This is a genomic window from gamma proteobacterium symbiont of Scutellera amethystina (assembly GCF_059730845.1).
The window spans coordinates 2,370,379-2,389,914 of sequence record NZ_AP035935.1; the positions used below are offsets into that span (position 1 = coordinate 2,370,379).

General features: G+C 57.1%; 21 protein-coding genes and 1 other annotated feature. Of the genes, 9 read left to right on the plus strand and 12 right to left on the minus strand.

What is annotated here, in order from left to right:
• Positions 1 to 4: 4 nt before the first annotated feature.
• From pheT to AC6I79_RS11035, 8 genes are all read right to left on the minus strand, one after another.
• A complete protein-coding gene (pheT, locus tag AC6I79_RS11000; RefSeq protein ID WP_159378235.1) occupies positions 5 to 2,392 on the minus strand; it encodes a phenylalanine--tRNA ligase subunit beta in 2,388 nt (795 codons plus the stop codon).
• Positions 2,393 to 2,406: 14 nt separating this feature from the next.
• Positions 2,407 to 3,390 (minus strand): phenylalanine--tRNA ligase subunit alpha, encoded by a 984-nt coding sequence (pheS, locus tag AC6I79_RS11005; RefSeq protein ID WP_498027287.1) that lies wholly within the window; start codon positions 3,388 to 3,390, stop codon positions 2,407 to 2,409.
• 71 nt (positions 3,391 to 3,461) lie between these two features.
• Positions 3,462 to 3,587 (minus strand) — a sequence feature (Phe leader region).
• A complete protein-coding gene (gene pheM, locus AC6I79_RS11010; RefSeq protein WP_121626058.1) occupies positions 3,538 to 3,582 on the minus strand; it encodes a pheST operon leader peptide PheM in 45 nt (14 codons plus the stop codon). It overlaps the preceding feature by 45 nt.
• A gap of 115 nt (positions 3,588 to 3,702) precedes the next feature.
• Complete coding sequence (rplT, locus tag AC6I79_RS11015) at positions 3,703 to 4,059, minus strand: 50S ribosomal protein L20 (protein WP_010616241.1); 357 nt, start codon at positions 4,057 to 4,059, stop codon at positions 3,703 to 3,705.
• A 168-nt stretch (positions 4,060 to 4,227) separates the two neighbouring features.
• The gene (rpmI, locus tag AC6I79_RS11020) at positions 4,228 to 4,425 is read right to left on the minus strand and encodes a 50S ribosomal protein L35 (RefSeq protein WP_006118955.1); all 198 of its coding nucleotides are present in this window, start codon (positions 4,423 to 4,425) and stop codon (positions 4,228 to 4,230) included.
• A 99-nt stretch (positions 4,426 to 4,524) separates the two neighbouring features.
• A complete protein-coding gene (infC, locus tag AC6I79_RS11025) occupies positions 4,525 to 5,067 on the minus strand; it encodes a translation initiation factor IF-3 (protein ID WP_058757673.1) in 543 nt (180 codons plus the stop codon).
• A gap of 4 nt (positions 5,068 to 5,071) precedes the next feature.
• Positions 5,072 to 7,000, minus strand: a complete 1,929-nt coding sequence (gene thrS / locus AC6I79_RS11030; RefSeq protein WP_021506250.1) for a threonine--tRNA ligase — start codon at positions 6,998 to 7,000, stop codon at positions 5,072 to 5,074.
• A 246-nt stretch (positions 7,001 to 7,246) separates the two neighbouring features.
• Positions 7,247 to 8,008: a DUF481 domain-containing protein gene (locus AC6I79_RS11035; RefSeq protein WP_260641362.1), complete on the minus strand. Its 762-nt coding sequence runs from the start codon at positions 8,006 to 8,008 to the stop codon at positions 7,247 to 7,249.
• 332 nt (positions 8,009 to 8,340) lie between these two features.
• Here AC6I79_RS11035 and ghoS point away from each other — a divergent pair, with 332 nt between their 5' ends.
• Complete coding sequence (gene ghoS / locus AC6I79_RS11040; RefSeq protein ID WP_058757672.1) at positions 8,341 to 8,631, plus strand: type V toxin-antitoxin system endoribonuclease antitoxin GhoS; 291 nt, start codon at positions 8,341 to 8,343, stop codon at positions 8,629 to 8,631.
• 90 nt (positions 8,632 to 8,721) lie between these two features.
• The gene (locus tag AC6I79_RS11045) at positions 8,722 to 9,615 is read left to right on the plus strand and encodes a fructosamine kinase family protein (RefSeq protein WP_498027288.1); all 894 of its coding nucleotides are present in this window, start codon (positions 8,722 to 8,724) and stop codon (positions 9,613 to 9,615) included.
• Between the two features lie 4 nt (positions 9,616 to 9,619).
• Here the strand turns inward: AC6I79_RS11045 and AC6I79_RS11050 are convergent, their stop codons facing one another.
• On the minus strand, positions 9,620 to 10,156 hold the full coding sequence (locus tag AC6I79_RS11050) for a YniB family protein (protein ID WP_021506254.1): 537 nt from the start codon (positions 10,154 to 10,156) through the stop codon (positions 9,620 to 9,622).
• Positions 10,157 to 10,300: 144 nt separating this feature from the next.
• On the opposite strand from AC6I79_RS11050, the gene hxpB reads away from it, so the two are divergent.
• The 4 genes from hxpB to AC6I79_RS11070 all read left to right on the plus strand — a co-directional run bounded on the left by hxpB (position 10,301) and on the right by AC6I79_RS11070 (position 13,919).
• Positions 10,301 to 10,969 carry a hexitol phosphatase HxpB gene (gene hxpB, locus AC6I79_RS11055; RefSeq protein WP_498027289.1) on the plus strand — a complete coding sequence of 223 codons (669 nt, stop codon included), beginning with the start codon at positions 10,301 to 10,303 and terminating at the stop codon, positions 10,967 to 10,969.
• Positions 10,970 to 11,170: 201 nt separating this feature from the next.
• A complete protein-coding gene (locus AC6I79_RS11060; protein WP_498027290.1) occupies positions 11,171 to 11,758 on the plus strand; it encodes a metal-dependent hydrolase in 588 nt (195 codons plus the stop codon).
• Positions 11,759 to 11,944: 186 nt separating this feature from the next.
• Entirely contained in the window at positions 11,945 to 13,336 is a 1,392-nt protein-coding gene (locus AC6I79_RS11065; protein ID WP_021506257.1) for an L-cystine transporter, read from the plus strand.
• A gap of 196 nt (positions 13,337 to 13,532) precedes the next feature.
• Positions 13,533 to 13,919, plus strand: a complete 387-nt coding sequence (locus AC6I79_RS11070) for a DUF6515 family protein (protein WP_031279187.1) — start codon at positions 13,533 to 13,535, stop codon at positions 13,917 to 13,919.
• Between the two features lie 54 nt (positions 13,920 to 13,973).
• On the opposite strand, the gene osmE is transcribed toward AC6I79_RS11070, so the two are convergent.
• Complete coding sequence (osmE, locus tag AC6I79_RS11075) at positions 13,974 to 14,309, minus strand: osmotically-inducible lipoprotein OsmE (protein ID WP_021506259.1); 336 nt, start codon at positions 14,307 to 14,309, stop codon at positions 13,974 to 13,976.
• A gap of 192 nt (positions 14,310 to 14,501) precedes the next feature.
• Between osmE and AC6I79_RS11080 the strand changes: the two genes are divergently transcribed.
• The 3 genes from AC6I79_RS11080 (at position 14,502) to cho (ending at position 17,610) form a co-directional block, all read left to right on the plus strand.
• A complete protein-coding gene (locus tag AC6I79_RS11080; RefSeq protein WP_058785642.1) occupies positions 14,502 to 15,692 on the plus strand; it encodes a multidrug effflux MFS transporter in 1,191 nt (396 codons plus the stop codon).
• 117 nt (positions 15,693 to 15,809) lie between these two features.
• Positions 15,810 to 16,637: an NAD(+) synthase gene (gene nadE, locus AC6I79_RS11085; protein WP_021506261.1), complete on the plus strand. Its 828-nt coding sequence runs from the start codon at positions 15,810 to 15,812 to the stop codon at positions 16,635 to 16,637.
• Between the two features lie 112 nt (positions 16,638 to 16,749).
• Positions 16,750 to 17,610 carry an excinuclease Cho gene (gene cho, locus AC6I79_RS11090; RefSeq protein ID WP_058757668.1) on the plus strand — a complete coding sequence of 287 codons (861 nt, stop codon included), beginning with the start codon at positions 16,750 to 16,752 and terminating at the stop codon, positions 17,608 to 17,610.
• A 78-nt stretch (positions 17,611 to 17,688) separates the two neighbouring features.
• On the opposite strand, the gene spy is transcribed toward cho, so the two are convergent.
• Together spy and astE are read right to left on the minus strand one after the other, a co-directional pair.
• Entirely contained in the window at positions 17,689 to 18,183 is a 495-nt protein-coding gene (gene spy / locus AC6I79_RS11095) for an ATP-independent periplasmic protein-refolding chaperone Spy (RefSeq protein ID WP_021506263.1), read from the minus strand.
• A 334-nt stretch (positions 18,184 to 18,517) separates the two neighbouring features.
• Positions 18,518 to 19,513, minus strand: coding sequence for a succinylglutamate desuccinylase (astE, locus tag AC6I79_RS11100; protein ID WP_058757667.1), 996 nt, complete (start codon positions 19,511 to 19,513; stop codon positions 18,518 to 18,520).
• Positions 19,514 to 19,536: the final 23 nt, after the last annotated feature.

Sequence of the window (19,536 nt, forward strand, 5' to 3'; positions counted from 1 at the left end):
AGGTTCAATCCCTCAAGGTTGCCTGGAATCGCTCTTTTAATGCTGCAACGCATTTGGCAACGGTCGCAGCAATCTCCTCTTCTTCGAGTGTCCGGCTGGTATCCTGCAAAATCAGGCTAATCGCGAGGCTCTTTTCACCCTCGTTTACGCCCTTACCACGGTACACGTCAAACAAGTTTACGCCAACTACCTGATTTACGCCAACTTTCTTACACTCCGCGATGATATCTGCTGCGGGCACATTTTCAGCCACTACCACAGCGATGTCACGGCGGTTTGCCGGGAAGCGTGAGATCTCGCGCGCGTCAGGCAGGACGCGGTCTGCGACCTTATTCCAAAGCAGTTCAAACACTAAGGTGCGGCCGTTAAGATCCAGCTTACGTTCCAGCTCCGGATGAACCACCCCGATAAATCCGATTCGTTCGCCGGCTAAATAAATGCCTGCACTCTGTCCCGGATGCAGCGCCGGATTGGCTTCTGCACGGAACGAAATCGCGTCGGGTTTACCGGTCAAATCCAGCAGCGACTCTAAATCGCCTTTCAAATCATAGAAGTCAACCGTCTGGCGCGCCAGATCCCAGTGCTCTTCGTAGCGGTTACCGCTCAGCACGCCCGCTAGCATAAGATCCTGACGGATGCCGAGATCGGCCTGCGTATCAGGCACAAAGCGTAAACCGCTCTCAAACAGGCGCACGCGGCTCTGCTGACGGTTCTGGTTATACACCACGGCGCCGAGCAGACCGGTCCACAGCGACAGGCGCATTGCCGACATATCGCTGGAAATCGGGCTGGGCAGAATCAGCGCTTCTTCACCCGGATGCAGCAGCTGCTGCACTTTCGGATCGACAAAGCTGTAGGTAATCGCTTCCTGATAGCCTTTATCCACCAGCAGGTTTTTGGCACGCTTCAGCGACAGATCGGCTTCACGGTGCTGAGTCATCAGCAGGCTGGCTTTCACCGGCACATCCGGAATGTTGTTGTAGCCGTATACGCGCGCCACTTCTTCGACCAGGTCTTCTTCGATGGCCATATCGAAGCGCCAGCTCGGGGCGACGGCTTGCCATTCGCCGTTGCCGACGGTGACGTCACAGCCGAGACGGGTCAGGATATCGGTCACCTGCTCATCCGCAATGACGTGGCCAATCAGGCGGTCCAGCTTCTCACGGCGCAGCGTAATGGTGGCGCGCGCCGGCAGTTTGCTGGCATCGGTCTGATCGATAACCGGGCCGGCTTCGCCGCCGCAAATCGCCAGCAGCAGCTGAGTGGCGCGCTCCAGCGCCTTATGCTGCAGCGCCGGATCGACACCGCGCTCGTAGCGGTGGGAAGCATCGGTATGCAGACCATGACGACGCGCACGACCGGTGATCGCCAGCGGATCGAAGAACGCGCACTCAAACAATACATTCTGCGTCGCTTCGTTGACGCCGGAGTGCTCACCGCCGAAGATGCCACCCATCGCCAGCGCTTTGTGGTGATCCGCAATCACCAGCGTATCACTGTGGAGGGTCGCTTCGCTGCCGTCGAGCAGCGTCAGGGTTTCCCCCTCTTTCGCCATGCGCACCACGATACCGCCGTCAATGCGGTCGAGATCGAAGGCGTGCATCGGCTGACCGAGCTCCAGCAGCACGTAGTTAGTGATATCCACCACCGGATCGATCGAACGGATACCGCAGCGGCGCAGTTTTTCGCGCATCCACAGCGGCGTTTCAGCTTTCACGTTTACGCCTTTTACCACGCGGCCCAGGTAACGTGGGCAGGCATCGGTGGCGTCAACGCGAATCGGGAAGGTGTCGCTAATGGTGGCTTTAACCGGCTCGATGACCGGCGCCTGCAGCGGCAGGCCATTAATCACCGCCACGTCACGCGCGATACCGATGATGCCCAGACAGTCGGCACGGTTCGGCGTCACGCTGATTTCGATGGTGTTGTCATCCAGCTGCAGGTACTGGCGAATATCGGTGCCCACCGGCGCATCGGCTGGCAGCTCGATAATACCGTTGTGATCGTCAGAAATCCCCAGCTCGGAGAACGAGCACAGCATGCCTTCTGATGGCTCACCGCGCAGTTTTGCCGCTTTGATTTTGAAATCACCCGGCAGTACCGCACCAACGGTCGCCACCGCCACTTTCAGCCCCTGACGGCAGTTTGGCGCGCCGCAGACGATATCCAGCAGGCGATCGCCACCGACGTTGATTTTGGTGACGCGCAGTTTGTCGGCGTTCGGGTGCTGGCCGCACTCCACCACTTCACCCACCACGACGCCATGAAACGCGCCTGCCACCGGGTCGACGCCGTCGACTTCCAGACCGGCCATGGTGATTTGCTCAGACAGCGCGGCGCTGTCCAGGGCTGGATTTACCCATTCGCGTAACCAGAGTTCACTGAATTTCATTGGATAACCTGCCCTTATTTAAATTGTTTGAGGAAACGTAAATCGTTTTCGAAGAAGGCGCGCAGATCGGTCACACCGTAGCGCAGCATGGTCAGACGCTCCATGCCCATCCCGAAGGCGAAGCCGGAGTAGATTTCCGGATCGATGCCCACGTTGCGCAGTACGTTCGGATGCACCATGCCGCAGCCCAGCACTTCCAGCCATTTGCCGTTTTTACCCATCACGTCCACTTCCGCTGACGGTTCGGTGAACGGGAAATAGGACGGGCGGAAGCGAATCTGCAGGTTCTCTTCGAAGAAGTTGTTCAGGAAATCATGCAGCGTGCCTTTCAGATTGGTGAAGCTGATGTCTTTATCGACAATCAGACCTTCCATCTGATGGAACATCGGGGTGTGCGTCTGATCGTAATCGTTACGGTAAACGCGGCCCGGCGCGATGATCCGAATCGGCGGCTGCTGATTTTTCATGGTGCGGATCTGCACGCCGGAGGTCTGGGTGCGCAGCAGGCGCGTGGCATCGAACCAGAAGGTGTCGTGATCGGCGCGCGCCGGGTGATGCCCCGGAATATTCAGCGCATCAAAGTTGTGATAATCGTCTTCAATTTCCGGACCGGTCGCCACCGCGAAACCCAACTCGCCGAAAAAGGTTTCGATACGATCGATGGTGCGGGTCACCGGATGCAGACCGCCGTTCTCGATACGGCGTCCCGGCAGCGACACGTCGATAGTCTCAGCCGCCAGGCGGGCATTCAGCGCCGCGCTTTCCAGCTTATCTTTACGCGCGTTGAGACGGTCCTGTACCTGCTGTTTGGCGTCGTTGATGACCGCACCGGCCGCCGGGCGCTCTTCCGCAGGCAGTTCACGCAGGGTGGTCATTTGCAGCGTCAGGTGCCCTTTTTTACCCAGAAATTCGACGCGCACGGCGTCCAGGGCGGCGATATCCGACGCCTCGTCGATGGCGGCCGTGGCACGGGCCACCAGGTCTGCGAGTTGGGACATGATTTCCTCTTCTTCCAGCCGGGCTGGTCAGTTCTCGTTGGGATCGTGCGATCCGATTAAGTGTCGCCGGAAACAAAAAAGCCTCCACGAGGGAGGCTTTCAGCGCGATTTTTCGTTTCTTTTCTTATGCGCAAAAGCCCCTGACGATCAGGCGCTAAAGTAAAAAAAGAAACGGAAAATAGCAGCGTGCATGCTTGCGTTACCTTGTCTTGATAGAAACCGCACTATTGAAATGCCCTGCGGCTAAAATGTCAATCATTTGCGTGGGTTGCAGGCAATAAAAAAGGGAGCAAGCTCCCTTTTTTACCTGACTTACGCCAGAGCTGATTTTGCTTTTTCAACCAGTGCAGTGAATGCCACTTTGTCGAATACAGCGATGTCAGCGAGGATTTTACGGTCGATTTCAATGGACGCTTTTTTCAGGCCATTGATGAAACGGCTGTAAGAGATACCGTTCTGACGCGCCGCAGCGTTGATACGTGCGATCCACAGCTGACGGAACTGACGCTTACGCTGACGACGGTCGCGGTAAGCATACTGACCAGCTTTGATAACAGCCTGGAAGGCAACGCGGTAAACACGTGAACGTGCACCATAGTAGCCTTTAGCTTGTTTTAAGATTTTCTTGTGACGTGCGCGAGCAATTACACCACGTTTTACGCGAGCCATGTGAGCTCTCCTATATCATATTCTGTGATTTCCCCATCATCTCTCGTGCCGCAGTGGCGTTGGCTGCCTTCATTCATCCCAGTCACTTACTGATGTAAGCTCCAGGATTCATTCCGTTGCCGCCTGACTGCAACCCGAAATCTATCGGGGAATTAAAAAAGGGTTAACTTATGCGTACGGCAGGCAGGCAACAACCAGACCCAGATCGCCTTTAGACACCATGCCTTTTGGACGCAGGTGACGTTTACGCTTGGTAGACTTTTTAGTCAGAATATGACGCAGGTTTGCGTGCTTACGCTTGAAGCCGCCAGAAGCGGTCTTCTTGAAGCGCTTTGCGGCGCCACGTACAGTTTTAATCTTTGGCATTTTTACAAATATCCACTTCGCATTGTTAATAAAATGAACCAGACAGGCGAATAAAAATCCGCGCAGCGCGAACGCTACGCGGCATTATTACTTGAAAGCCTACTGTTTCTTCTTAGGTGCGAGCACCATAATCATCTGGCGGCCTTCGATCTTCGTCGGGAAGGATTCGACCACTGCCAGTTCATTCAGATCTTCTTTCACGCGGTTAAGCACTTCCATACCGATCTGTTGGTGCGCCATCTCACGACCACGGAAACGCAGCGTGATTTTGGCTTTATCGCCCTCTTCCAGAAAACGAATCAGGCTGCGGAGTTTTACCTGATAGTCGCCTTCATCGGTACCAGGACGGAATTTGATTTCCTTGACCTGGATAACTTTTTGCTTCTTCTTCTGTTCCTTAGAAGATTTGCTCTTTTCATAAAGGAACTTGCCGTAATCCATAATGCGGCAAACCGGCGGTTCGGCGTTCGGGCTAATTTCAACTAAATCTACGCCAGCTTCTTCTGCTTTCTCAATCGCTTCGCGCAGTGAGACAATGCCAAGTTGCTCGCCGTCTACGCCAGTTAAGCGCACTTCGGTGGCACGGATTTCGCCGTTGATACGGTTCGGACGCGTCGGTTGTACTCGTTTTCCGCCTTTAATAACCTTATTCCTCTAATTGGTGAAGATGTCGGCTGCGAATCTCTTGTTGCAGCTTCTCAACAAACACATCTACGTCCATGCTCCCGAGGTCTTTACCACGGCGGGTGCGCACGGCAACCTTGCCTGCTTCCACCTCTTTCTCACCGCAGACCAGCATGTAAGGGACGCGACGTAATGTGTGCTCGCGGATTTTAAAGCCTATCTTCTCGTTTCTCAAGTCTGCTTTGACACGAATGCCAGCATTCTGCAATTTCTTTGTCAATTCACTGACATATTCTGCCTGGCCGTCGGTGATATTCATCACCACTGCCTGTACCGGCGCCAGCCAGCTCGGGAAGAAACCAGCGAATTCTTCGGTCAGAATCCCGATGAAGCGCTCCATCGAACCCAGAATCGCACGGTGAATCATCACTGGCGTCTGACGATCGTTGGTTTCGCCCACGTAGGTGGCGTCCAGACGTTTCGGCAGGGAGAAGTCTAGCTGAACGGTGCCGCACTGCCAGGCGCGGTCGAGACAATCGTGCAGCGTAAACTCAATTTTCGGGCCGTAGAAGGCGCCTTCACCCGGCTGATATTCGAACGGAATGTTGTTCTCTTTCAGCGCTTCGGCGAGGTCCACTTCGGCACGATCCCACATCTCATCGCTGCCAATGCGCTTCTCTGGGCGCGTCGACAGTTTCACCACGATTTTTTCAAAACCGAAGGTGCTGTACATGTCATAGACCATGCGGATGCAGCTGTTCACTTCATCACGCACCTGATCTTCAGTACAGAAGATGTGGGCATCATCCTGGGTAAAGCCGCGCACGCGCATCAGACCGTGCAGCGCACCTGACGGTTCGTTACGGTGACAGCTACCGAACTCCGCCATACGCAGCGGCAGGTCGCGGTACGATTTCAGACCCTGGTTAAAGATCTGCACGTGACCCGGACAGTTCATCGGTTTGATGCAGTATTCACGGTTCTCGGAAGAGGTGGTGAACATCGCTTCTTTGTAGTTGTCCCAGTGCCCGGTTTTTTCCCACAGCACGCGGTCCATCATGAACGGACCTTTCACTTCCTGGTAGTCGTACTCTTTCAGCTTGGTGCGCACAAACACTTCCAGCTCGCGGAAGATGGTCCAGCCGTCGTTGTGCCAGAACACCATGCCCGGTGCTTCTTCCTGCATGTGGTAGAGATCGAGCTGCTTACCGATTTTACGGTGATCGCGCTTCGCGGCCTCTTCCAGACGCTGCAGATACGCCGCCAGCTGTTTCTTATCTGCCCAGGCCGTACCGTAAATACGCTGCAGCATTTTGTTGTCGCTGTTGCCGCGCCAGTAGGCTCCGGAGATTTTCTGCAGTTTAAAATGATGGCAGAAACGCATATTCGGCACGTGCGGACCGCGGCACATGTCGATGTATTCTTCATGGTGATACAGGCCAGGACGATCGTCATGGCTGATGTTTTCGTCGAGAATAGTGGTTTTGTAGCTCTCGCCCCGCGCGGCAAACACGTCACGCGCTTCCTGCCAGCTCACCTTCTTCTTCACAACGTCGTAATTGGTCTCAGCCAGCTGGTGCATGCGCTTTTCCAGCAGCTCAAGATCTTCCTGGGTCAGCGTATGGTCGAGATCGACATCATAATAGAAGCCGTTATCGATAACCGGACCGATGGCCATTTTGGTATTCGGCCACAGCTGTTTGATCGCATGCCCTAACAGGTGCGCACAGGAGTGACGAATAATTTCCAGACCGGCTTCATCTTTCGCGGTGATGATAGCGACCTGCGCATCGCTGGTGATCGGATCAACCGCATCCACCAGTTCGCCATTGACGCGACCGGCAATGCAGGCTTTCGCCAGACCCGGACCGATATCCAGCGCAATGTCCATCACGCTGACCGGACGGTCAAATACGCGCTGGCTGCCATCAGGAAGAGTAATTACTGGCATTTCATATCCTTAATTGCAGTGGTAAGCCACACGAAAGCCTACATGCAACACTGAGTTTTGTTTGGTTAACCTGGCGCGATGTCAGACCCACACTGTCGGAATGACGCCAGGCGCGTAAAGCGGCAACGATGATAACAGCTTTCCGCAGTGAGCAAAACCCGCGAAGAAATGCGCTAAGCCAAAGAGAGATCAAAAAAAACCGCCGCGCGGCACAGGCCGGGCGACGGTGTAACAATGCGCTCTGGTTTACATCGCGTAAGAGAGCTGGACCGTGGTTTTGGTGTCGGTACGGTCTGGCGCAGAGGCTGGCGGATTGTTATTCCAGGTAACGTTGTAGCCCAGTTTCAGTGCGAAGTGGTCGTTGATCGCCACCTGCAGTGCGGTTTCGGAGTTCAGCGTGGTGTCTTCACCAAAGCTGCTCAGCACCGACACACCCTGGATGAATTTGGTGGTGTCAGTCAGCTGCCACTGATAGCTCAGCGCGCCGTAGCCCAGTGCTTTGGTTTCGTGGCCGCCATCGTGGAAGTCATCGTAACGTACACCCGGACCGAATTCAGCACGCAGCGAGTGCACCGGACCGTTGAGGATCTGACGACCATAACCGGCGGTCAGGACATCGCGTGAATCATAACCGTTCAGGCGGTCGCTCAGCCAGCTCGCCTGACCGAACAGGTAGTCAGCGCTGTTGAGGTTGTAACGGCTACGGCCACCGATGTTATAGGTTTCCGACGAGCGCTCATCGTTGGATGAGGTATTCGCGGCGTTACCCCACAGGCTGTACGCCGTTGAGGTCTGATACCAGGTCATGCTGGTTGACGCGGTCAGCGATGAGCTGGTGGTGTTACCGGTCTGTGCCAGGTAACCGGCTGACGCGGTGCCTTCAAACGGTTTTTTTGCCGTAGAAGGGTCATCCATTGAGGTGAAGACAGCGTTATCTGCAAAGGCCTGGTGACAAAATGCTCCGGCGGAGAGCAACAAAACAGCGGACAGCTTATTGAAGGCTTTCATTAAAAGGTAACCCGTACGACAGTTGAAAAAGAGATGAGTCTGGAGAATTTTCCCGGGCAATCAATGCAATTTACGGTAAGTTTTGTAAAAAAGTATGAAAGCACCAGAATCGCCAGGTTTTGCGCTGGCACCGCTTGTGGATTGGGAATCTTCCCATTTCCGGCGCGCATTATAGGCGGCAAATAACCAAATAACAGCTTAAATGCTACAAGAATTTTCTGCCGACCCTGACAGGACTTTACGCTGTGCGCCGCCGGGCGATTGTGCAGAATTCGCTCTATCGCAGGCGCTGGTCTACGCTGAAATCTGTTCGATAACAATGAGGTGAAAAGATGAGCGATCATGATCTCAAGCGTTACGTTGTCACCTTCCGTTATCAGGAAAGGGGTCTTGGCGATCTGCAGGCGCTGAATAGCGCGATGGTTAACGGTGGTTACAGCACCACGTTACACGATGCGGACGGCCATCCGCACGAGCTGGGCACCAACAGCTTTGGCATTGTGAGTGCGCTGGAGGAGCAGGCGCTGGCGGAACACGCCGCCGGGCTGGCGGCAGTGGCACTCGATCAGCAGCCGGACGCTGATGTCACCACGCTGGAAGCGTTTCTTAAAGCGCAAGCCTGACGCAATCCGCAATTTGCGCATTGCCGCTGGAGTTGTGCAAGTTTTGCGCGTTACAATCGACCTTACGCAGCGAATAAAGAGGATTACCCGATGTGGTCAGCCATTAGTCGTCTGTTAAGCGAGTACGCCGGCGATGCCGAAATCACCGAACGTCATGAGTTGCCCGGTGGCGATATTCATCCGGCGTGGCGCCTGCGCTACGGTGAGCTGGAGGTGTTCGTCAAATGCAACACGCGCGACATGCTGACGCTGTTCAGCTGGGAAGCCGACCAGCTTGATCTGCTGGCGCGTACCCACACGGTGCGCGTGCCGAAGGTCTACGGCGTCGGTAACGATCGTGACACCAGCTTTCTGCTACTGGAATACATTCCCCCGCAGCCACTCAACGCCCAAAGCGCATTCCAGCTCGGCCAGCAGCTGGCCCATCTGCACCAGTGGAGCGAGCAACCGCAGTTTGGTCTCGACTTCGACAACAACATTACCACCACGCCGCAACCCAACAGCTGGTTACGCAAATGGTCGGTGTTTTTCGCCGAACAGCGCATCGGCTGGCAGCTGCAGCTGGCGGCGGAGAAAGGCGTGCACTACGGCGACATGGAATTGATTGTGGATTGCGTGCAGCGCAGCCTCGCTAATCACCATCCGCAACCGTCGTTACTGCATGGCGATCTGTGGCCGGCTAACTGCGCCGGCAGCGCCAGCGGTCCATGGCTCTTTGATCCCGCCTGCTACTGGGGCGATCGCGAATGCGACCTGGCGATGCTCAGCTATTATGCCGATCTGCCGCGGCAGATTTACGAAGGGTATCACGCCGTCTGGCCGCTGCCGGAAGGCTTCTCGCAGCGCCAGCCGGTGTATCAGCTCTACTATCTGCTGAACCGCGCCAACGTGTTTGGCGGCAACTGGGCCGGCGAAGCGCAGTTCGCGATCGGCCAGTTGCTGGATGAGGATGCGCTGGGTCAGCGTCAGGCCAGACCGGCCTGACGCCTTACAGCATGCCGAGCAGTTTCAACACGAAGTAACCGGCCACGGCGATGATCACCGGCAGAATGTACAGCGGAAAAATCTGCAGCAAAATGGTGTGGCGCGGCACATGGATTTTCTCTTCCAGCTGCGCCCGCGTGCGCCCTTCGCTACCCTTCGCCTGTTCCAGAATCATCTGGTCTTCAATGCCTTCTTTGATATGGCGCGCCTGACGCCACATGCGTGCGCCCGAGGCCTGCAAAGCGATGCCCACGAATATCAGGATATAGATCAGCCAGAAGCCAATATTGGCCCCGCCGTTGAATTCCGGCACCGGCGAATTGTTCCAGAACACATTGAGAAACGGCGTGTTGAACTTAATCATATCCACCATCACATGCACGAAGTCAAGCATCACGGCGTCAATGCCGGGCTGCTTTTCGCTGTGTTTAAACATGAAGCCTAAGATGGAGATAAGGGTGGATAACAGCGCCGGAATAAAAATCACCCAGCCAGCCACTCGCTTGAGGATGGCGATGCGGCCAGCCTGTTGATACGTCATGGTGTCTTCCCTTCACAAACAGTAGTTTTGCCCTAAGTCTACCTGCACTACAGCAAATTTTCCTGAAAAATGCGTAACCTGCCGTAAGTCGGTTTTCGTCGCCGCCCATGTTAAGGTAGGGCAAACTGTCAATGGAGCTGTTGTATGACCTATCGTCGCCCTGTGCTGGCCGCTATTTTTGATATGGATGGCTTACTGATTGATTCTGAACCGCTATGGGATCGCGCCGAGCTGGAGGTGTTTGCCAGCCTGAATGTGGATATTAGCCGCCGCCACGAGTTGCCGGATACGCTTGGCCTGCGCATCGATCAAACCGTACGCATGTGGTACGAAGCGCTGCCGTGGAACGGACCGGATCAGGCCGAAGTCACTCAGCGCATTATTGCCCGCGCGCTGGCGCTGGTCGAAGAAACGCGGCCGTTGTTGCCCGGCGTAGAGCAGGCGCTGCAGCTGTGTCAGCAACAGGGCCTGGCGATTGCGCTGGCCTCGGCGTCTCCGCTGGCGATGCTGGAACGCGTGCTGGAGATGTTCAACCTGCGTCACTACTTTAGCGCCCTCGCCTCGGCTGAAGCGCTGCCTTACAGCAAACCGCATCCGCAGGTGTATCTGGATGCTGCGGCAAAGCTCAGGATTGATCCGCTCAACTGCGTAGCGCTGGAAGACTCGTTCAACGGCATGATCGCCAGTAAAGCCGCGCGCATGCGCTCGATTGTGGTGCCCGCTGCCGACCATCGCCACGACGCGCGCTGGGCGCTGGCTAATGTACAGCTGGAGAGCCTGGCACAGCTGCAGGCGGAACATCTGTTTAACTGAGCGGTGGTCCACGCGCGATAACCGGTCTGCTGTGTCGCATTATCAATAAGCGAAAAAGTAAGCCAGACCGTTCATTTCCCGCGCTTTTTTCAGGCGCGGGCAGCGAAAAAAATTCACTCTTCGTTACAGCGTCACCGTTCTCATTTACTGGATAAATCCCTATACTGGATGCATCGACAGTTTTTGCAGCCAGGTTTCATCATGACGGCCGAAGGCCACATCATTTTTGCCATCGCCAGTGCCATTTTTGCCAAACGCGCCGAACTGACGCCCGTGATGGCCAGTGCCGACTGGTGGCATCTGGTGCCGGCTGCGCTGCTGACCTGCCTGCTGCCGGATATCGATCACCCTAAATCGGTGCTGGGCCAGCGGCTAAAGTGGCTGTCGCAGCCGATAGCCCGCGCTTTTGGCCATCGCGGCTTTACCCATAGCCTGCTGGCGGTGGCGGTCAGCCTTTGGTTGTTTCAGATTAACGTGCCGGCCGACTGGTTCCTGCCAGCGGATGTCCTGCAGGGCATGACGCTCGGCTATCTGAGCCACATTGTCGCCGATATGCTGACGCCCGCCGGCGTGCCGCTGCTGTGGCCGTGCCGCTGGCGCTTTCGCCTGCCTATCCTCAACAGCCAGCAAGGCAACCAGCTGGAGCGCGCGCTGTGCCTCGCACTCGTGGGTTATGCGCTGTGGTTCCCGCCCGGCATGCCGTCGTTTGGCGCTAACGGCTGGCCGGAGCAGCTGTTCAATAATCTGCAGAACGGCATTGCCCGGCTGGTGAACGGCAGTACGCGCTGAAGTGTTTTTCCTTCTGCCAGCGATTGCTTAAATAATCGCCTTAAATTCCATTTAGTTATAACCAAGACGATTTAGATATATTGTTCCCGCAGGACCAACTGGTACCATGCCGCGACAGTTACAGAGGATCCCTCTGCTATTTTCGGTTACGCGGCGCGATCGCGTGGCGACCTTCAGGAGTTAACAATGAATATTCCTCTGATCATCAATATCGTGGCATTTGTCGCGCTGCTGATTGCGTTAAACCGCGTCGGCAACCAGAGCTGGAGCCTGTCGAAGCGCGTGCTGACCGGCCTGGTGCTGGGGGTGATCTTTGGCCTGGCACTGCAGGCCATTTATGGCGAAAACAGCCCGGTGGTGAAAGAGTCGATTGGCTGGTTCAACATCGTCGGCAACGGCTATGTTCAGCTGCTGCAGATGATTGTCATGCCACTGGTATTTGCCTCAATCCTCAGTGCCGTGGCGCGGCTGCATAACGCCTCGTCGCTGGGCAAAATCAGCGTGCTGACCATCGGCGTGCTGCTGTTTACCACCGCCATTTCCGCACTGGTGGGCGTGCTGGTGACCGGCCTGTTCCACCTCAGCGCGGAAGGACTGGTACAGGGCGCGCAGGAAACCGCGCGTCTGAGCGCCATCCAGAGCAACTACGTTGGTAAAGTCGCGGATCTCAGTACGCCGCAGCTGCTGCTCTCCTTTATCCCGAAAAACCCGTTTGCCGATCTGGCCGGTGCCAATCCAACGTCGATCATCAGCGTAGTGATTTTCGCTGCTTTCCTCGGCGTGGCGGCGCTGCAGTTGCTGAAAGATGACAAAGCCAAAGGCGAGCGCGTGCTGGTGGCGATTGATACCCTGCAATCCTGGGTGATGAAGCTGGTCCGTCTGATCATGAAGCTGACACCGTACGGCGTGCTGGCGCTGATGACCAAAGTGGTTGCCGGTTCCAACCTGCAGGACATCATCAAGCTGGGCGGTTTTGTTGTGGCCTCGTATCTCGGCCTCGCGATTATGTTTGGCGTTCACGCGCTGCTGCTGTCAATCAACGGTATCAACCCGCTGCGCTTCTTCCGTAAAGTCTGGCCGGTGATTACCTTTGCCTTCACCAGCCGTTCCAGCGCCGCCAGTATTCCGCTGAACGTGGAGACACAGACGCGTCGTCTGGGCGTACCGGAATCCATCGCCAGCTTCTCGGCCTCATTTGGCGCGACCATCGGCCAGAACGGCTGTGCCGGCCTCTATCCCACCATGCTGGCGGTGATGGTAGCGCCTACCGTGGGTATCAACCCGTTTGACCCGGTATGGATCGCCACGCTGGTCGGTATTGTCACGCTGAGCTCAGCCGGTGTGGCGGGCGTCGGTGGCGGCGCGACCTTTGCCGCGCTGATTGTCCTGCCGGCGATGGGACTGCCGGTCACGCTGGTGGCATTGCTGATCTCCATCGAACCGCTGATTGATATGGGCCGTACCGCGCTCAACGTTAACGGCTCGATGACCGCCGGTTCACTGACCAGCCGCTGGCTGGGTATGACCGACAAAAAAGTGCTGGAGAGCGACGAACACGCGGAACTGGCGCACCGCTAATTAACCCGTTTTCCCGTAACGGCAGGCCGCAAAGCCTGCCGTTTTTTTTGCCGTTTTCTGCACTTTTTTCCGCAATCATGGCACTAACGTCAGGAAAGCGTTAAGCGTGGTAAACGAAGGCAAAATCGACGGTTTTTTGCTTGAGTTTGCGCGCTGAAAGGCGAATGCTGCGGGAAGTTACCGCAGGAGAACCCCCATGAGAAACGTTATCGCCTCAATGCTGGCGTTAACCCTGATAGCGCCAACCGTAAGTTTTGCTCATCCGTATGGCTGGGGTCCGGGACCCGGCCCGCACTGGGGTGGTCCGGGACCCCGCTGGGGCCATCCCGGACCGCTGCGTTTTCTGCCGGAGGCCGCGACTGCCGTGCTGATTGGCGGACTGACCTACTACCTGCTGAACGGTAGCTACTACCAGCGGCAGGGCGACACCTACGTGGTGGTCCAGCCACCGGATGGCCCACCGGCCAGCGCCATGCGCGTTCTGGATTACAATGGCAAACGCTATTACGTGCAGGATGGTCACTACTATCAGCGCGAGATCAGCGGCAGCTACATTGAGGTGCCGCGGCCGTATGGGCTGTAAGCGCACAAAGAAAAACGGCCCGTCTGAGACGGGCCGTTTGTTATTCTGCTGCCGTTACTGCGCGGCTTGCGGATCGGTATCGTAATCCTTACAGCTCTGGAAGCCGTAGTTCATGACGCGGCCGGTGTCGTTATAGCTCACAAAGTAAGTCTGCTGTTTGCCATCACGCTCACCAATCACGTAGGTCTGGCAGGTACCCCGTGCGTGAACCATGGTGATCTCGGTTGACGCCGGTCCGGCAATCTGGCGCACCTGTTCACGCGTCATGCCTTTTTTCACATCCTTCACCACAGGCTTAGTCACGTAGCTTTCCGCACGATCGTAAGTTGTACAACCAGACAGGGCTGCCAGCGTCATAGCGGCAGCGATACATCCCAGCACTTTATTCATCTTGTTGTTCCTCATACTTTGTCCATGTCCCACTAAGCCTGGAACATAATTCCAGATTTATCAACTCAATGGCGGTGCTTTCGGTCAGTTCTGAAGCGTCAGGATTACGTAAAGATGCTGTGTTGCCGTGACCGGCTCCGTATAATCGCGGCGCAAGATACATCTTAAAGCCAAAAATAACACAGAGGATCAATGACACCTGCACACCCTAACCGGCTGGTTTATGCCATCACGCTCGGCCTGCTCGCCGCGCTCGGGCCGCTTTGTATCGATCTCTATCTGCCTGCCCTGCCTGAACTGGCGCGCGACCTCGGTAGCGAAACCGCTACTGCCCAGCTAAGTCTGACCGCCGGTCTGCTGGGGCTGGGCGCCGGACAGCTGCTGTTTGGTCCGATGAGCGATAAGTTTGGCCGTATTCGTCCGCTGCTGCTGTCGCTGGCGCTGCTGTTCATCGCCTCAATTGGCTGTGCGCTGGCGAAGGATATTCACGCTCTGCTGGTGGCACGCCTGTTTGAAGGGCTGGCCGGTGCCGGCGGCGCGGTGCTGTCGCGTGCCATTGCCCGCGATATGTATAGCGGCCATGAGCTGACGCGCTTTTTTGCCCTGCTGATGCTGGTGAATGGCCTGGCGCCGATTGGTGCGCCGGTGCTGGGCGGTGCGCTGATGACGGTGCTGAACTGGCGCGGCATCTTTGTAGTGCTGGGCGCGATTGCCGTGCTGCTGATTCTGCTGGCGCGCTGGAAGCTGCGCGAAACCCTGCCGGCCGAACGCCGTAGCCAGGGATCGATCTTCTCCGCCTGGGCGGCGCTCGGCCAGGTCATCACCCACCGGCCGTTTATGGGCTTCTGCCTGACGCAGGGCTTCATGATGTCCGGCATGTTTGCTTATATCGGCGCCTCGCCGTTTGTACTGCAGCAGATTTACGGCCTGTCACCGCAGGCGTTCAGCTTGTGCTTTGCGGCGAACGGCATTGGCCTGGTGATTGCTTCCCAGACCAGCGCCCGGCTCTGTCCGCTGTGGGGCGAATATCGCGTGCTGAAGGGCGGCCTGACGCTGGCGTTTGTCGCCTCCAGCTGCCTGCTGCTGGCCGGCGTGAGCGGCGCGCCGCTGCCGCTGGTGCTGGTGGCGCTGTTCTTCACCATCGCCAGTAACGGTGTGATCGCCACCACCGCGTCATCGCTGGCGATGCAGAGCCAGGGCCACCGCGCCGGCAGTGCCTCGGCGGTAATCGGCGTTGCGATGTTCTCGCTCGGCGCGCTCAGCGTACCGATCACCGGCCTCGGCGGCACCTCGGTAATCAGCATGACCGCCACCATCTTTGGCTGCTTTATGCTGGCCATTGTGATGTTCATGCTGCTGGCGCAGAAACCAAAAAGCGCCTGAATTGCCAACAGAAACACCGGACAACAAGCCGTTCGGCTTGTTGTTTTTCTGCGGAGGCGTTAGCTTTAGCACATGATTCGCATTGTGCCGTCAGGCTACCGACTTGAGGAGAGGTTCATGTCACTGCAGCAGGAAATCATTCAGGCCCTGGGTGTTAAACCGGTTATCGACCCGCAGCAGGAGATCCGCGTCAGCGTCGATTTTCTGAAGTCCTATCTGAAAGCCCATCCGTTTATCAAAACCCTGGTGCTCGGCATCAGCGGCGGTCAGGACTCAACGCTGACCGGCAAGCTGGCGCAGACTGCTATCACTGAACTGCGTGAAGAGACCGGCGATCACGACTACAGCTTTATCGCCGTGCGCCTGCCGTATGGCGTGCAGGCTGACGAGCAGGATTGTCAGGATGCGCTGGCATTCATCCAGCCGGATCGCACGCTGGTGGTTAACATCAAAGAAGCGGTACTGGCCAGCGAGCGCGCGCTGCAGGAGGCGGGCATTGCCCTGTCGGATTTTGTGCGCGGTAACGAGAAAGCGCGCGAACGCATGAAAGCCCAGTACAGCATTGCCGGCATGACCAAAGGCGTCGTGGTCGGCACCGATCACGCCGCAGAAGCAGTGACCGGCTTCTTTACCAAGTACGGCGACGGCGGCAGCGACATCAACCCGATTTTCAGACTCAACAAAGGCCAGGGCAAACAGCTGCTGAAAGCGCTCGGCTGCCCGGAACACCTCTATCTCAAACACCCCACCGCCGATCTGGAGGACGATCGTCCCGGTCTGCAGGATGAAGTGGCGCTGGGCGTGACCTATCAGCAGATTGATGATTTCCTCGAAGGCAAAACCATCGACGCCGACGCGGCGAAAATCATTGAAGGCTGGTATACAAAAACCGAGCATAAACGTCGTCCGCCGATCACCGTGTTCGACGATTTCTGGAAGAAGTAATCCCCTGCGGCTTCCCGCTCCCCCGGCGGGAAGCCTGCCTTTTCACGTCCCCGCTGGCGAGAAAAAGCGCACGCTGATATACTGTATGCACAACCAGTAAGCGGAGCGTTCTTTGGTCAGACGAGCAAACCGCCATCGCCTCGAATTTGATGCGGCGGCTATCTATCAATATCCCGAACATCTGCGTCAGTGGCTGGAAGGCTTGCCTAATCAGCCGGGCGTTTACACCTTCCACGGTGATAACGACAACCTGCCGCTGTACATCGGCAAGAGTATCAACCTGCGCAGCCGGGTGATGGCCCATTTTCGCACGGCGGATGAAGCCAGCATGCTGCGCCAGGCGCGACGCGTCAGCTGGATCCCTACCGCCGGGGACGTGGGCGCACAGCTGCTCGAAGCGCAGATGATCAAAACGCAGCAGCCGCTGTTCAATAAGCGCCTGCGCAAAAACCGCCAGCTGTGCTCGCTGCAGCTGGGCGACGGCGCACCGCAGGTGGTGTACGCGCGCGATCTCGATTTCTCCTCTTCGCCTGACCTGTACGGGTTATTCCGCAGCCGCTTTGCCGCGTTAGAGAAGCTAAAAAGCCTTGCCGATGAGCTGCGCCTGTGTCACGGCCTGCTGGGATTAGAGCGCCTGCAACCGGGGCGCGGCTGTTTCCGCGCGGCGCTTAAACGCTGTGCCGGTGCCTGCTGCGGGGCGGAACCGCTGGCGGCGCATCAGCAGCGCCTGCTGGCAGGGCTGGAGCAGCTGCGCGTGGTATGCTGGCCGTGGCAGGGCCCGGTGGGTATGGTGGAGCGCGGGACGGAGATGACGCAGATTCACGTCATCGATCACTGGTTCTGGCTGGGATCGGTCAGCAGTGAGCAGGAAGCGCGTCAGCTGCAGCGTGCGCGTCACGGCTTCGACCATGACGGCTACAAAATTCTCTGCCGGCCGCTGCTGTCCGGCGTTTATCCGCTGATTGAGCTGTAACGCAAAACCGCCGACGCTGCCCAAAGCACAGTGTGCCATGGACAACGTCGGCGGTCTCAAACCGGTGAGCTAAACGGCTTATTCGCCATCAGCCGGCGGTGGCGGCATTTTACCGTCATGCGGGCCTTTTTCTGTCAGACGTTTCTCAAAGTTGGCGTTGTACTGCTTCTTCTGGTCTGGCGTCAGCACGTTATAGATCTTGTTCTGGGTTTCCAGCATCTTCAGCGCATGCTCTTTCGCATTGGCGCTCATTTTGTCTGCCTGCGCTTCTGCTTTGGCACGGTCAAAGGTGTCGGATGCGATGATGCTGTGGTTAGCACGACGCTCTTCCAGCGATGGACGCTTCATGTCTTTATGGCTGTCACGCAGGATGTCGCGAATCTGGGTTTTCTGCGCGTCAGTCAGGTTGAGGTCTTTGAACATCATGTCCATGCCGTGGTGGCGCATCGGCTTGTGCATCGGTTTTTCACTGCCCGCTGGCGGCGGCGTCAGGTTGTCAGCCGCAGCATGGACGATATTGGCGGCGCCGAAAGCCATTGCGGTAGCCAGAAACAGGGAGGTCAGTTTACGCATAATATTGTCCTTACTTTTCAGTTTAATGACGACAGCCTGTGTCGCGTCTTCGGAAACAAGCATACGACGCTGAACGTCAACTACTCAGAGGCTGAGTAAAGCCCTGCAAGCATAAAAGACAGATATCGGGCAATCATGGAGAGATTGCGAAGAAATGCGTGAGGAATTGCAAAAGAGTATGACGATCAAGGGGAAAGCGCAGGAATTAAAGAGGAGTGTAATGGCTTTGTCGGTTTTGCGGAAGGGAAAATGTCGTTAATTTGGGCACGTTCTCTGCTCACCCGTGACCTCTCCCGTCACAGGGAGAGGAGGGACTGCCGGGTAAAGCTTTCGATTACAACTCCAGCGCCTGGGTCTGCTCACTCTCCTCTACCAGCATCAGCCCGGCGCGCAGGCCCGGTGCCACGTTGGGATTGGGGAACAGCACATATTCACGCGCCTGCTGCACGTAATAGCGCCGCTCACCCTCTTCTGCCAGCAGCGTGCCCTGCGGGAAAGCCGTGAAGTTGAGGGTTTCCGGGCCCATATGCAGAACAAACTGCTCGCCGTGCCGGGTGATTTGCTGCGCCACGCGGTAATGACGCGGCGTCTCGCGCACCGGCGGCAGCGCCTCACCGTACAGCAGCGCTGCCAGCGCACGCTGCACGCCGCTGAACTGAGTGAGATCGTTCTCGCCAAACGGCAGCGCCTTTCCCAGCTCCAGCGTACAGCTGGCTGCCGCGTAGTGTTCACAGCTGAAGTGGGTAAAAGTGCCGCCCGGCGCACGGTGGAACACCAGCGCTTCCAGTTCGGCCGCTGCCAGCCAGTGTAAAAAATCCGCAGGCCACGGCTGGCTGTTGAGCGGCATCACGCCAAAGCGCGTATGCCACGAACCGCGAATCGCGGTGTGCAAATCGAGATGCCAGCGAATTTCGTGATCGAGGCACTCGCACCAGAAGTTCTCCAGCGCCTGCTCCAGCTGGAGCGCGCGCTGCGCCTCCGGTACGTCGGCCACCTGTTGCCAGCGTCCACCGAACAGCCGGTTAATATCATAATGCTGGTAGCGTTTGCCGCTGCGCAGCGCTGCCGGATTGCCGAGTATCACCAGCAGGCGCACGGCCAGCGGTTTTTCCCCCTGCAGCAGCGGCGTCAGCAACAGATTGAGGATCTCCACCGGGGCGGTCTCGTTGCCGTGAATCCCGGCGGAGAGAACCAGCGCCTGCTGCGTGGGCGTATGCGGTGTCAGGGATAGTATGCCCTCATCATGCCACTGCCAGTGCAGGTGGGCGTTACTGCCCTGCCGCTGCGCGGGCGGCCTGCCTGACAGGGTTTGCTGTAAAAAGTCCTGCATGTTCACTCCTTTCTGACACAGGG

Bases quoted from the DNA above. Each gene is read 5' to 3' on its own strand.
- rpmI (WP_006118955.1), bottom strand. From the start codon at position 4,425: ATGCCAAAGATTAAAACTGTACGTGGCGCCGCAAAGCGCTTCAAGAAG.
- astE (WP_058757667.1), bottom strand. From the start codon at position 19,513: ATGCAGGACTTTTTACAGCAAACCCTGTCAGGCAGGCCGCCCGCGCAG.
- AC6I79_RS11045 (WP_498027288.1), top strand. From the start codon at position 8,722: ATGTGGTCAGCCATTAGTCGTCTGTTAAGCGAGTACGCCGGCGATGCC.
- pheS (WP_498027287.1), bottom strand. From the start codon at position 3,390: ATGTCCCAACTCGCAGACCTGGTGGCCCGTGCCACGGCCGCCATCGAC.
- spy (WP_021506263.1), bottom strand. From the start codon at position 18,183: ATGCGTAAACTGACCTCCCTGTTTCTGGCTACCGCAATGGCTTTCGGC.
- thrS (WP_021506250.1), bottom strand. From the start codon at position 7,000: ATGCCAGTAATTACTCTTCCTGATGGCAGCCAGCGCGTATTTGACCGT.
- AC6I79_RS11060 (WP_498027290.1), top strand. From the start codon at position 11,171: ATGACGGCCGAAGGCCACATCATTTTTGCCATCGCCAGTGCCATTTTT.
- AC6I79_RS11070 (WP_031279187.1), top strand. From the start codon at position 13,533: ATGAGAAACGTTATCGCCTCAATGCTGGCGTTAACCCTGATAGCGCCA.
- osmE (WP_021506259.1), bottom strand. From the start codon at position 14,309: ATGAATAAAGTGCTGGGATGTATCGCTGCCGCTATGACGCTGGCAGCC.
- nadE (WP_021506261.1), top strand. From the start codon at position 15,810: ATGTCACTGCAGCAGGAAATCATTCAGGCCCTGGGTGTTAAACCGGTT.
- AC6I79_RS11035 (WP_260641362.1), bottom strand. From the start codon at position 8,008: ATGAAAGCCTTCAATAAGCTGTCCGCTGTTTTGTTGCTCTCCGCCGGA.
- AC6I79_RS11065 (WP_021506257.1), top strand. From the start codon at position 11,945: ATGAATATTCCTCTGATCATCAATATCGTGGCATTTGTCGCGCTGCTG.
- AC6I79_RS11050 (WP_021506254.1), bottom strand. From the start codon at position 10,156: ATGACGTATCAACAGGCTGGCCGCATCGCCATCCTCAAGCGAGTGGCT.
- hxpB (WP_498027289.1), top strand. From the start codon at position 10,301: ATGACCTATCGTCGCCCTGTGCTGGCCGCTATTTTTGATATGGATGGC.
- AC6I79_RS11080 (WP_058785642.1), top strand. From the start codon at position 14,502: ATGACACCTGCACACCCTAACCGGCTGGTTTATGCCATCACGCTCGGC.
- ghoS (WP_058757672.1), top strand. From the start codon at position 8,341: ATGAGCGATCATGATCTCAAGCGTTACGTTGTCACCTTCCGTTATCAG.
- pheT (WP_159378235.1), bottom strand. From the start codon at position 2,392: ATGAAATTCAGTGAACTCTGGTTACGCGAATGGGTAAATCCAGCCCTG.
- rplT (WP_010616241.1), bottom strand. From the start codon at position 4,059: ATGGCTCGCGTAAAACGTGGTGTAATTGCTCGCGCACGTCACAAGAAA.